This is a genomic window from Bradyrhizobium sp., from assembly GCF_030697065.1.
Taxonomy (GTDB): Bacteria; Pseudomonadota; Alphaproteobacteria; order Rhizobiales; family Xanthobacteraceae; genus Bradyrhizobium.
In genome coordinates this window covers 1-11,913 of the sequence record NZ_JAUYQU010000287.1, presented here as the reverse complement: position 1 = coordinate 11,913, position 11,913 = coordinate 1, and the positions used below count along the sequence as shown (strand labels likewise).

Annotated in this window: 14 protein-coding genes and 1 pseudogene; 1 reads left to right on the top strand and 14 read right to left on the bottom strand. The window is 63.2% G+C overall.

What is annotated here, in order from left to right; translation table 11 throughout:
- The 14 genes and pseudogenes from Q8R73_RS22485 to Q8R73_RS22420 all read right to left on the bottom strand — a co-directional run.
- Positions 1-304: pseudogene (locus Q8R73_RS22485) on the bottom strand (NADH-quinone oxidoreductase subunit L); the annotation flags it as partial.
- Positions 305-312: 8 nt separating this feature from the next.
- Positions 313-621 carry an NADH-quinone oxidoreductase subunit NuoK gene (gene nuoK / locus Q8R73_RS22480; RefSeq protein ID WP_029584477.1) on the bottom strand — a complete coding sequence of 103 codons (309 nt, stop codon included), beginning with the start codon at positions 619-621 and terminating at the stop codon, positions 313-315.
- The gene (locus tag Q8R73_RS22475) at positions 618-1,256 is read right to left on the bottom strand and encodes an NADH-quinone oxidoreductase subunit J (RefSeq protein WP_305721744.1); all 639 of its coding nucleotides are present in this window, start codon (positions 1,254-1,256) and stop codon (positions 618-620) included. Before Q8R73_RS22475 ends, nuoK begins: the two co-directional genes overlap by 4 nt.
- A gap of 137 nt (positions 1,257-1,393) precedes the next feature.
- On the bottom strand, positions 1,394-1,888 hold the full coding sequence (nuoI, locus tag Q8R73_RS22470) for an NADH-quinone oxidoreductase subunit NuoI (protein WP_304870707.1): 495 nt from the start codon (positions 1,886-1,888) through the stop codon (positions 1,394-1,396).
- Between the two features lie 7 nt (positions 1,889-1,895).
- Entirely contained in the window at positions 1,896-2,966 is a 1,071-nt protein-coding gene (nuoH, locus tag Q8R73_RS22465; protein ID WP_305721743.1) for an NADH-quinone oxidoreductase subunit NuoH, read from the bottom strand.
- Positions 2,967-2,970: 4 nt separating this feature from the next.
- Positions 2,971-5,043, bottom strand: coding sequence for an NADH-quinone oxidoreductase subunit NuoG (gene nuoG / locus Q8R73_RS22460; RefSeq protein WP_305721742.1), 2,073 nt, complete (start codon positions 5,041-5,043; stop codon positions 2,971-2,973).
- A gap of 4 nt (positions 5,044-5,047) precedes the next feature.
- The gene (locus tag Q8R73_RS22455) at positions 5,048-5,497 is read right to left on the bottom strand and encodes a hypothetical protein (protein WP_305721741.1); all 450 of its coding nucleotides are present in this window, start codon (positions 5,495-5,497) and stop codon (positions 5,048-5,050) included.
- Positions 5,498-5,543: 46 nt separating this feature from the next.
- Positions 5,544-6,869, bottom strand: a complete 1,326-nt coding sequence (gene nuoF / locus Q8R73_RS22450) for an NADH-quinone oxidoreductase subunit NuoF (protein ID WP_305721740.1) — start codon at positions 6,867-6,869, stop codon at positions 5,544-5,546.
- 107 nt (positions 6,870-6,976) lie between these two features.
- Complete coding sequence (gene nuoE / locus Q8R73_RS22445; protein ID WP_305721739.1) at positions 6,977-7,588, bottom strand: NADH-quinone oxidoreductase subunit NuoE; 612 nt, start codon at positions 7,586-7,588, stop codon at positions 6,977-6,979.
- A 14-nt stretch (positions 7,589-7,602) separates the two neighbouring features.
- On the bottom strand, positions 7,603-8,559 hold the full coding sequence (locus tag Q8R73_RS22440; protein WP_305721738.1) for an FkbM family methyltransferase: 957 nt from the start codon (positions 8,557-8,559) through the stop codon (positions 7,603-7,605).
- On the bottom strand, positions 8,559-9,752 hold the full coding sequence (locus Q8R73_RS22435) for an NADH-quinone oxidoreductase subunit D (RefSeq protein WP_305721737.1): 1,194 nt from the start codon (positions 9,750-9,752) through the stop codon (positions 8,559-8,561). The genes Q8R73_RS22440 and Q8R73_RS22435 overlap by 1 nt, the downstream gene beginning before the upstream one ends.
- Positions 9,753-9,754: 2 nt before the next feature.
- Positions 9,755-10,369: an NADH-quinone oxidoreductase subunit C gene (locus Q8R73_RS22430; protein WP_305721736.1), complete on the bottom strand. Its 615-nt coding sequence runs from the start codon at positions 10,367-10,369 to the stop codon at positions 9,755-9,757.
- Between the two features lie 10 nt (positions 10,370-10,379).
- Entirely contained in the window at positions 10,380-10,976 is a 597-nt protein-coding gene (locus Q8R73_RS22425) for an NADH-quinone oxidoreductase subunit B family protein (RefSeq protein WP_305721735.1), read from the bottom strand.
- On the bottom strand, positions 10,967-11,332 hold the full coding sequence (locus Q8R73_RS22420; protein WP_305721734.1) for an NADH-quinone oxidoreductase subunit A: 366 nt from the start codon (positions 11,330-11,332) through the stop codon (positions 10,967-10,969). The genes Q8R73_RS22425 and Q8R73_RS22420 overlap by 10 nt, the downstream gene beginning before the upstream one ends.
- Before the next feature lie 391 nt (positions 11,333-11,723).
- On the opposite strand from Q8R73_RS22420, the gene Q8R73_RS22415 reads away from it, so the two are divergent.
- The coding region (locus Q8R73_RS22415) for a hypothetical protein (RefSeq protein WP_305721733.1) at positions 11,724-11,913 on the top strand (190 nt) is incomplete at its 3' end.

The following is an 11,913-nucleotide window of genomic DNA, read 5'->3' as shown; positions in this document are numbered from 1 at the left end:
CGACGTCGACCAGGGCGACCCAGGACAGCGCCGCGGACACCAGCAGCAACCCGGTGGTGATCAGCTCGGCCGCACGCGACCCCGCCGCCGGCGGTTCGGCCGCATGATGATCGTCATGGGCGTGGTCATCGTGGCCGTGATCGCCCTGCGCATCCGAGGCGTGGGAATGGGAGTGGGCGCCATGACCGTCATGGTGATGCTCGACCGCATCGCCGCTCGGGTTGCGCGCATGCGCACCGAAGATGGCGATCAGGCCCGCGAGAATCGCGCCGATCAGCGGCAGAAAGACGATTGCCTGGATCATGTGACGCGTTAGCCCTTCATCAGATTGACGTCTTCGACCGCAATCGAGCCGCGATTGCGGAAGTACACCACCAGCACCGCGAGCCCGATCGCCGCTTCCGCCGCGGCCACCGTGAGCACCAGCAGCGCAAACACCTGCCCGACGATGTCGCCGAGGAAGGTCGAGAACGCCACCAAATTGATATTGACCGCCAACAAGATCAGCTCGATCGACATCAGGATGACGATGATGTTCTTGCGGTTGAGAAAGATGCCGAGGATCCCCAGCGTGAACAGGATCGCGCCGACCGACAGGTAATGTCCGAGACCGATGGTCATTTCACCCACTCCGGCGCGTCCGCATCCTGCAGCCCCTGTCCCGACGTCACCTTGCGCACGCTCATCGCCAGTTCGGGCGTTCGCGCGTTCTGCACGTTGATGTCCTGCCGCTTGACGCTGACCTTGTGGCGCAGCGTCAGCACGATGGCGCCGATCATCGCCACCAGCAGCACCATTCCGGCGATCTGGAAGTAATGGATATAGGTGGTGTAGAGCACGAGCCCGAGTGCCTCGGTGTTGCTGACATTGGCCGGGATCGTGGATATAGCCGATTTGGCGATATCGGGATTGATGACCCAGCCGCCCGCGACCAGCAGCAGCTCGGCGAGGAAGATCGCGCCGATCACGAGACCGAACGGCAGGTATTCCAGAAACCCTTCGCGCAGCTGGGCGAAGTCGACGTCGAGCATCATGATTACGAACAGGAACAGCACTGCGACCGCGCCGACATAGACCACGATCAGGATCATCCCGAGAAACTCGGCGCCCATCAGGATGAACAGGCCGGAGGCGTTGACGAAGGCCAGGATCAGGAACAGCACGGAGTGCACGGGATTGCGCGACACAATCACCATCACCGCCGAGGCGACGCAGACGCCGGCGAACAGATAGAAGAACAGGGCTGGAAGGATCATCGCATTTCCCCCGTCATTCCGGGGCGCGGACGAAGTCCGCGAACCCGGAATCCCGATGTAATCGCGCGAGATTTCGGGTTCGCGCTTCGCGCGCCCCGGAATGGCGGCGAGAGGTTGAGTAAGGTCATGCCCTCACCTCACCGGTACGGCGAATCGAGTTCGATGGATTTTGCAATCTCGCGCTCCCAGCGGTCGCCATTGGCGAGCAGTTTCGCCTTGTCATAATACAGTTCCTCGCGGGTCTCGGTCGCGAATTCGAAATTCGGGCCCTCGACGATCGCATCGACCGGACAGGCCTCCTGGCACAATCCGCAATAGATGCATTTCACCATGTCGATGTCGTAGCGCACCGTGCGCCTTGTGCCGTCATTGCGACGCGGGCCGGCCTCGATCGTGATCGCCTGTGCCGGGCAGATCGCCTCGCACAGCTTGCAGGCGATGCAGCGTTCCTCGCCATTGGGATAGCGGCGCAGCGCGTGCTCGCCGCGGAAGCGCGGCGAGATCGGCCCCTTCTCGAACGGGTAGTTCAAGGTCGGCTTCGGCTTGAAGAAATAGCGCATGGCTAGAAAAAACGCCGAGACGAATTCCGTCAGCAGAAGCGAGCGGGCTGTGGCGTTGATGTTGACACTCATGGCGACCTCATTTCGGCGCGATGCCGGCGAAATGCAGCACGCTGGCTACAATCACCACCATCGCCAGCGACAGCGGCAGGAACACCTTCCAGCCGAGCCGCATCAATTGATCGTAGCGGTAGCGCGGCACGATCGCCTTCGCCATCGCAATCAGGAAGAACATGAAAAATACCTTGAGCGTGAACCAGATCACGCCCGGCACCCAGGTGAACGGCACGACCTCGATCGGCGGCAGCCAGCCGCCGAGGAACATGATCGTTGCCAGCGCGCACATCGTGGTGATCGCGACGTATTCCCCCAGCATGAACAGCAGATACGGCGTCGAGCCGTATTCGACCATGAAGCCCGCAACCAGCTCGGATTCGGCTTCCACCAGGTCGAATGGCGGACGGTTGGTTTCCGCCAGCGCCGAGACGTAGAAAATCACGAACATCGGGAACAGCGGCCAGATGTACCAGTTCAGGAACGTCAGTTGCGGCAGGCCAATCAGCGTCGCCAGGCCACGGGTATGCTGCGCCTCGACCACGGCCGTGAGGTTCAGCGAGCCCACGCACAACAGGACCGTGATGATCACGAAGCCGATCGAGACCTCGTAGCTGACCATCTGCGCCGCCGACCGCAAAGCGGCCAGGAACGGGTATTTCGAGTTCGACGACCAGCCGGCCATGATGATGCCGTAGATCGACAGCGACGAGATCGCGAAGATATAGAGCACTCCGACGTTGATATCGGAGATCACCCAGCCGAGATCCATCGGGATCACCGCCCAGGCCGCCAGCGCCAGCACGCAGCTGACCAGCGGTGCGAGTAGGAACACGCCCTTGTTGGCGCCCGAGGGAATGATCGGCTCCTTCAGCACGAACTTCAGCAGATCGGCGAAGGATTGGAACAGGCCCCAGGGACCGACGACGTTGGGACCGCGCCGGATCTGCACCGCCGCCCAGATCTTGCGGTCGGCCAGCAGGATGTAGGCGATCGCGACCAGCAGAACGACGAGCAGCAGGACGCTCTGCGCGATCATGACGATCAGCGGCCACAGGAAGCCGGTCCAGAATCCGCTTGCGAAAAATTCGGCCATCAGCTCACTCCGCCGCCGTCAGCATTTGCCCGGAGGCCAGGCGGGAACATTCCGCCATAACCGCCGACGCGCGCGCGATCGGGTTGGTCAGGTAAAAATCCTCGACGGTCTTGAACGGCGCCTTCTCGACGCTGCCCCCCTTGCCCGCCAGCCTCTTGACGTCATCGGCCTTGCCGGCCTCGACCAGATCGATGCGCATCAGATGCGGCACCGCCTTGAACATCGCCTGCCGCAGGGCGCCGAGCGAGTCATACGGCAACTTCTTTCCAAGTACATCCGACAGCGCGCGGACGATCGCCCAGTCCTCGCGCGCCTCCCCCGGGGGGAACGACGCGCGGTTGGCCATTTGCACCCGGCCCTCGGTGTTGACGTAGATGCCGGACTTTTCAGTATAGGCCGCCCCGGGCAGGATGACGTCGGCGCGATGCGCGCCGCGGTCGCCGTGGGTGCCGATATAGACCACGAAGGTACCGTCAGGCACCTTGATGTCATCGGCGCCGAGCAGGAACAGCACATCGAGCGTGCCGAACGTCGTCATCTGTGCCGCGGTCAAGCCGCCTGCGCCCGGCGTAAAGCCGACGTCCAGCGCGCCGACCCGCGAAGCGGTGTCGTGCAGGATGCCAAACCCGTTCCAGTCGCCGGTGACCGCGCCGATATCGAGCGCGAGTTTCGCGGTCGCCGCGAGCACCGCGGTCCCGTCATGTCGCGCCGCCACGCCGGCGCCGACCAGCACGATCGGATGCTTCGCCCCCTTCAGCACGTTCGCGAAGGCATGCTTGCCGGCAGCGAGTTCGCCGAGCGAGTCCGTGCCGGCGCCGAGATAGTCGTAATCATAGGTCAGATCGGCCCTCACGCCGATCACGCCGACCTTGAGCTGGCCGGTCCGCCAGCGCTTGCGGATGCGCGCGTTGAGAACCGCCGCCTCCTTGCGCGGATTCGAACCCACGATCAGCAACGCATCAGCCTGCTCGATGCCGGCGATGGTCGGATTGAAAATGTAGGACGCGCGACCAACCCCGGGATCGAAGGCGTCGCCGCCCTGCACCGCCAGATTGGCGCAGCCGGATTTGGCCAGCAGTTCCTTCAGCGCGAACATCTCCTCGACCGCGGCGAGGTCGCCTGATATGGCGCCGATCCGCTTACCATCGATGCGGCCGGCCTTGGCCGCGATGGCGCCGAATGCCTCCGACCACGACGCCGCGCGCAGCTTGCCACCTTTGCGGATGTAGGGACGGTCGAGCCGCTGGGTGCGAAGGCCATCGACGACGTGCCGGGTCTTGTCGGAAATCCACTCCTCATTCACCGCCTCGTTGACGCGCGGCAGGATCCGCATCACCTCGCGGCCGCGGGTATCGACCCGGATCGCCGAGCCGACGCCGTCCATCACGTCGACCGACTGGGTCTTGCCGAGCTCCCAGGGTCGCGCCGCGAAGGCATAGGGTTTGGAGGTCAGCGCGCCGACCGGACAGATATCGACCAGATTGCCCTGCAGCTCCGAGGTCAGCGCGGACTCAAGATAGGTGGTGATCTCCATATCCTCGCCGCGGCCGGTCGCGCCCATTTCCGGCACGCCGCAGATTTCGGCGGCGAAGCGGACGCAGCGCGTGCACTGGATGCAGCGGTTCATCGAGGTCTTGACCAGCGCGCCGAGATACTTGTCCTCGACCGCGCGCTTGTTTTCGGCGAAGCGGCTGGTATCGACGCCGTAGCCCATCGCCTGATCCTGCAGGTCGCACTCGCCTCCCTGGTCGCAGATCGGGCAATCCAGCGGATGATTGATCAGCAGGAATTCCATTACGCCTTCGCGCGCTTTCCTCACCATCGGCGAGCGGGTCGAGATTTCCGGCGGCTCGCCCTTGGGACCGGGACGGCAATCGCGAACCGCCCAGGCGCAGCTCGCCACCGGCTTCGGACCGCCCTTCACCTCGACCAGGCACATCCGGCAATTGCCGGCGATCGACAGCCTTTCGTGGTAGCAAAAGCGCGGAATCTCCGCGCCCGCCATTTCACAGGCCTGCAGCAGCGTGAAATCCGCGGGCACATCGATCTCTTTGCCATCGACGATGAGTATGGTCATTGCCTCAAGTCTTTCTCACCTTGCAGTCCGGGGCGCTGACGCCCAACCGTTGCATTTCCGAATCGATCCATCGCCGGGTCGCGCCGCTATAGGTCGTCAGGTAAACCGGCTCAGCAACCGCCTTTTCGCACAGAAACGGCAGGTGGCCTTTCAGGTCATAATCACAGGTCGCTTGCCACTCGCGCCTGGAGTGAAACGCTCCGACCGCTTCCTCGCAGGCGTACAGGAAATATGAAACGAACGACTCGTACTGGACTACATCGTTCGCCGGTCCCGCCTTGAGGCGCTCGAAATCGGGCTTGGCATATTGCGGATTCCTGAATTCGAGATCGTTGTAAGCTTGGTAGATCTGCCGCGCCCCCGCCTCATGGGCGTTCTTGCCGAGCACGTTGATCTGCATCAAGATCGCCACGAAGCCGAGCGCCGCCACCACCGCCTGCGCGATCTGGCCCACCGTCCCGTATTTCTGCCACCACAGAATGCTCGGTTGCGACATCGAACTACTCCGCCGCGACCATGTGGGCGGGATCGCGAATGCCGGCGTCGTCGGCATCCGCCTTATGCGAATACTGGTCGATGCGTTCCTCGATCTCGTGACGGAAATGCGCGATCAGGCCCTGGATCGGCCACGCCGCGGCGTCGCCCAGCGCGCAAATGGTGTGGCCCTCGACCTGCTTGGTGACTTCCAGCAGCATGTCGATTTCGCGTTTGTGGGCGCGGCCTTCGGCCATGCGGGTCAGCACCCGCCACATCCAGCCGGTACCCTCGCGGCACGGCGTGCACTGGCCGCAGCTCTCGTGCTTGTAGAAATAGGAAATCCGCGCGATCGCCCGGATCAGGTCGGTCGACTTGTCCATCACGATGACAGCGGCGGTGCCGAGGCCGGAGCGCAGCTTGCCGAGGCTGTCGAAATCCATCGGGGTGTCGATGATCTGGTCGGCCGGCACCATGCGCACCGACGAGCCGCCGGGAATCACCGCCTTGAGATTGTCCCAGCCGCCGCGAATGCCGCCGCAATGCCGCTCGATCAGTTCCCGGAACGGGATCCCCATGGCCTCCTCGACGTTGCAGGGCCGCTCGACATGGCCGGAGATGCAGAACAGTTTGGTTCCGACATTGTTGGGCCGGCCGATCCCGGCAAACCACGCCGCGCCGCGGCGCAGGATATCCGGCGCCACCGCGATCGACTCGACATTGTTGACGGTGGTCGGACAGCCGAAGAGACCGACATTGGCGGGGAATGGTGGCTTCAGCCGCGGCATTCCCTTCTTGCCCTCGAGGCTTTCCAGCAAGGCGGTCTCTTCGCCGCAGATATAGGCGCCGGCGCCGTGGGCGACGTAGATGTCGAACGGCCAGCCGTTGATGTTGTCCTTGCCGACCAGTTTCGCCTCATAGGCCTGATCGATCGCGGCCTGCAGATGCTCGCGCTCCCGGATGAACTCGCCGCGAACGTAGATGTAGCAGACATGCGCATTCATCGCGAAACTCGCGAGCAGGCAGCCCTCGACCAGAAGATGCGGATCGTGCCGCATGATCTCGCGGTCCTTGCAGGTGCCAGGCTCGGACTCGTCGGCATTGACCACGAGATAGCTCGGCCGGCCGTCGGTCGATTCCTTCGGCATGAACGACCATTTCAGCCCGGTCGGGAAACCGGCCCCGCCTCGCCCGCGCAGGCCCGACGCCTTCATCTCGCTGATGATCCAGTCGCGGCCCTTGTCGATGATCGCCTTGGTGCCGTCCCAGGCGCCACGGCGCCGAGCACCTTCGAGGCCCCAGTCGTGAAGGCCGTAGAGGTTCTTGAAGATGCGGTCCTTGTCGTCGAGCATGACGTGAAACTTCCTCGGAGGTCAGCGTTTGGACTGCATGCAGGCATGACCCGCGGTGCATCCGCCGAAAGTCAGCGCCCGGAACAGGCTTGGATCGAGCGACGCGTTCATGTGGTTTCCTTCAGCGTGGTCGGCCCGCCCATCGGGGCCGAGAACTGACGGTCGATTTGCGGACCCGGCTTCGGCGGATTGCCGGAAGCAAAGCCGTCCAGCACCTTGCCGAAGCTTTCCTTGGTCAGATCCTCGTAGGTGTCCTTCCAGATCAGCACCATCGGCGCATTCACGCAGGCGCCCAGGCACTCGACCTCTTCCCAGCTGAAATTGCCGTCCTTGGACAGATGGAAGGGATCGTGATGGATACGGCTCTGGCACACCTCGATGATGTCGGCGGCGCCGCGCAGCCGGCATGGTGTGGTGCCGCAAACCTGCACGTGGGCCTTCTTGCCGACCGGCTGCAACTGGAACATGGTGTAGAAGGTCGCGATTTCCAGCGCCCGGATGTAGGGCATGCCGAGCAAATCCGCGACCGCGCGGATCGCCGCCTCCGAGACCCACCCCTCATGCTGTTCCTGGACCCGCCACAGGATCGGAATGACGGCAGAAGCCTGGCGGCCCTCCGGATACTTGGCAATCTGTTGCTTGGCCCAGGCGAGGTTTTCCGCCGTGAACGTGAAGTTCGCGGGTTGCAATTCCCTGGGTGCGAGGCGGCGGACGGACATTGTCTCTCAGTCTCTCATTGCGCGCGGCGCGCGGCGTTCAGGGCGCTGATCCGGTCTTGCCAGAAAGCGCTTGCGGTGCCGAACACGTTGTAGCCGACGTGGGTTGAAACCTTGATGCGGTCGAGGATCGAAAGCTCGGTCACGGTTTCCAGCAGATTGCTGCGCGGATCGTACACAATCAGCTTCAGCGGGGTCTGTTCGAGGATGTAGCGCGACACGGTGTGATGGGGATCGTTGCCGTGCTCTTCGCACAGGATCACGCTGTCGCCCCGCAGCAGCCGCGTGCCGCCCTTGATCGCCTCGATCTCGACGCCCTCGACATCGAGCTTGATCAGGAACTTGCCGCCGGCGGAAACCTTGCCGTCGTCGATGAGGTTATCGAGCGCAAGGACCGGCACTTCCTCGCCGCCGTCGCCGCCGTCGCCGGCGATGCTGAACGCTTCGTGCTTGCTGCCGGACAGCCGCGCCGTGCCCCGCGCCGCGCCGATCGCGCACTTGATCGCTTCGAAGCGGTTGCCGTTGATGTCGGCGTTGTTCTTCAACTTGGCGAAATTCTGCGACGACGGTTCGATCGCGATCGCCTTGTGCGACCCGTAGGGCGCGCTGGAGACCAGCACCGACCAGTAGCCGTAATTGGCGCCGCAATCGAGCAGCGTGTAGTCGACATCGGCGGAGTGCTGGAACAGCAGTTCGAGCTCGTTTTCATAAGAGAACGAACGATTGAGCAGCTTGCTCCAGTAGCCATCGCCATAGGGAAACGCGAAGGTCGCGTCCGCATTCAGCTTGATGTCGATGTCGCGCTCGGCCAGCGTCTTGCGCAGCAGATTGGCGCACATGTTGTAGCCGCGATGCGAGAAGTGCGACGAAATCTTGGATCCGGTCGCCAATGCCAGCGCGGCCGTTCGCTCCCACAGGTTGGCGCCCTCGAGGGCCCCGGAAGCGCGGTCAAACTGGATGGGCGGCATCGCCATCACCGGTCGACCTCTCCGAACACGATATCGAGCGACCCGAGAATGGCGGAGACGTCAGCCAGCAGGTGGCCCCTGCAGATGAAATCCATCGCCTGCAGATGCGCGAAGCCCGGCGCGCGAATTTTGCACTTGTAGGGCTTGTTGGTGCCGTCGGCGACCAGATAGACGCCGAACTCGCCCTTCGGGGCTTCCACCGCGGCGTAGACTTCGCCGGCCGGCACGTGGAAACCCTCGGTGTAGAGCTTGAAGTGATGGATCAGCGCTTCCATCGAACGCTTCATCTCGCCGCGCCGGGGCGGCGAGATCTTGTTGTCTGCGACGACGACCGGTCCCTGGCCTTCCGGCTCGCGCAGCTTCGCGATGCACTGCTTCATGATGCGCACGGACTGGCGCATCTCTTCCATCCGGATGCAGTAGCGGTCGTAGCAATCGCCGTTCTTGCCGATCGGAATGTCAAAATCCATCTCGGCGTAGCACTCGTAGGGCTGCGCCTTGCGCAGATCCCAGGCCGCGCCGGAGCCGCGCACCATGACGCCGGAGAAACCCCACTCCCAGGCCTGCGCCAGCGTCACGACGCCAATGTCGACGTTGCGCTGCTTGAAGATGCGGTTGCCGGTCAGCAGCGTCTCAAGATCGGCGACCACCTGGAGGAACGGATCACACCAGGCCTCGATATCGTCGACCAGCTTCGGCGGCAGGTCCTGATGCACGCCGCCGATCCGGAAATAGGCCGCATGCATTCGCGAGCCGGAGGCGCGCTCGTAGAACACCATCAGCTTTTCGCGCTCTTCAAAGCCCCACAGCGGCGGGGTCAGCGCGCCGACATCCATCGCCTGCGTGGTGACGTTGAGCAGGTGCGACAGGATGCGGCCGATCTCGCAGTACAGCACCCGGATCAGTTGCCCGCGGCGCGGCACCGCAATGCCGAGCAACTTTTCCGCGGCGAGGCAGAACGCGTGTTCCTGATTCATCGGGGCGACGTAATCGAGCCGGTCGAAATACGGGATCGCCTGCAGATAGGTCTTCTGCTCGATCAGTTTCTCGGTGCCGCGATGCAACAGGCCGATATGCGGGTCGACGCGGGCGACCACTTCGCCGTCGAGTTCCAGCACCAGACGCAAGACGCCGTGCGCGGCCGGATGCTGCGGCCCGAAGTTGATTGTGAAGTTACGCAATGCTGCTGCTTCGGTCATGATCAGACTTTCGGCCCCGCCTTCTCATCGCCCGGCAGCACCGGATAGTCGGCGCCTTCCCACGGCGAGAGGAAATCGAATTTGCGGAATTCCTGGTTGAGGCGGACGGGTTCGTAGACCACCCGCTTCTCCTGGTCGTCGTAGCGCACCTCGACGAAGCCGGTGAGCGGGAAATCCTTGCGCAAGGGGTGGCCGTCGAAGCCGTAATCGGTCAACAGCCGCCGCATGTCGGGATGGCCGGTGAAGATGACACCATAGAGGTCATAGCACTCGCGCTCGAACCAGTCGGCGCCGGGAAAGACGTCGATGATCGAGGGCACCTGGGTGCTCTCGTCGGCCTGCGCGCGCAGACGGATGCGTTCGTTCAGCGTTGGCGACAGCAGGTGATAGACCACGTCGAAGCGCTTTTCGCGGCCGGGATAGTCCACGGCAGTGACGTCGATGAAACTGACGAAACGGCAGCCGGGATCGTCGCGCAGGAATTTCACGACATCGACGATCTTGCCCGCGTCAATCGTGACCGTCAGCTGATTGAACGCTACCGAATGACCGGTCGCAGCACCCGCCAGCGCGCCGACAATCGTCTGCCCCAGGGCGTCGAGCGTGCCATCATCCATACCCAAACCCTCAGCGTTCGATAGTTCCGGTGCGCCGGATCTTCTTCTGCAGCAGCATCACGCCGTAAAGCAGCGCTTCCGCCGTCGGCGGGCAACCGGGCACGTAGATGTCGACCGGCACGATACGGTCGCAGCCGCGCACTACCGAATAGGAGTAATGATAGTAGCCGCCGCCATTGGCGCAGGATCCCATCGAGATGACGTAGCGCGGCTCCGGCATCTGGTCGTAGACCTTGCGCAGCGCCGGCGCCATCTTGTTGGTGAGGGTGCCCGCGACGATCATCACGTCGGACTGCCGCGGCGAGGCGCGCGGCGCAAAGCCAAACCGCTCGGCGTCGTAGCGCGGCATCGACATCTGCATCATCTCGACCGCACAGCAGGCCAGACCGAAGGTCATCCACATCAGCGAGCCGGTGCGCGCCCAGGTGATCAAGTCATCGGTGGCGGTGACGAAGAAGCCCTTGTCCGACAGTTCGTGATTGACCTCGAGGAAATACGGGTCGGTGGCGCCGACCGGCCGGCCGGTCGAGGGATCGAGAATGCCGGTAGCAGCCGGCGCGACGACCGGTGCAAATCCTGGTCCTGCGGCGGTGGGGCTCAATCCCATTCGAGCGCGCCTTTCTTCCATTCATAGGCAAAGCCGACGGTCAGGACGGCGAGGAAAACCAGCATCGACCAGAACCCGGTCGCCCCCAGCTTGCCGAACGCCACCGCCCACGGGAACAGGAACGCCACTTCGAGATCGAAGATGATGAAGAGGATGGCCACCAGATAGAACCGGACATCGAACTTCATGCGGGCGTCGTCAAATGCGTTGAATCCGCATTCATAGGCGGACAGCTTTTCCGGATCGGGCTGCTGGAAGGCGAGGAGGAAGGGAGCGATCAGCAGCGCCAAACCGATCAGGCCCGCGACCCCGATAAACACCACGAGAGGAAGGTAATGCTGCAAGATGCCGGACATCGGCGGAGCCCTTTTCCACGGTTTCTGGAGCCGCAGATTCGTTAATTGGAATTGTTCTGAGGCTTAGCGCAGCGCAACAAGGCGCGCAAGACAAGCTCATTCCACGCCTCCGCCCGCCGCCCGATGCAGCGGGATAACTCGGGAATGACGACGGGTGGCGACTTTTCCGCCGCGATTCCGGTTGCCGGGTCTCGTTGGGCAAAATGTCCATGAGCGGACGGCGCGCTGCTCCGTGAGGTACCGTCAGCCCACCTTCCCCGCCAGCGGTTACCCTGAAATACCCGGAAATGTCGACGAAACCATTTTGGGGAACCCACGAAACGATCCGGAAACAGTCCGGGCGTACTCATCTGCCCAACGACGCGGCGGCAAAGTCGCCCTGGAGGCTCAGATGAACCACTCAATTCACTCGGCGGACCGTTCCACCCATCTCAAGATCGTGGTTGTCGCCCTCGTGGCCGGCATCATGGTAACGGCTTTGGGGATCTCCGCGCGGACCACTACGGATTTGAGCCAGACCGCTCAGGTCGTGAAGGCCGGCAAGCCGATCACCGTGACCAGTTCCAACGCATCGCTGGTCC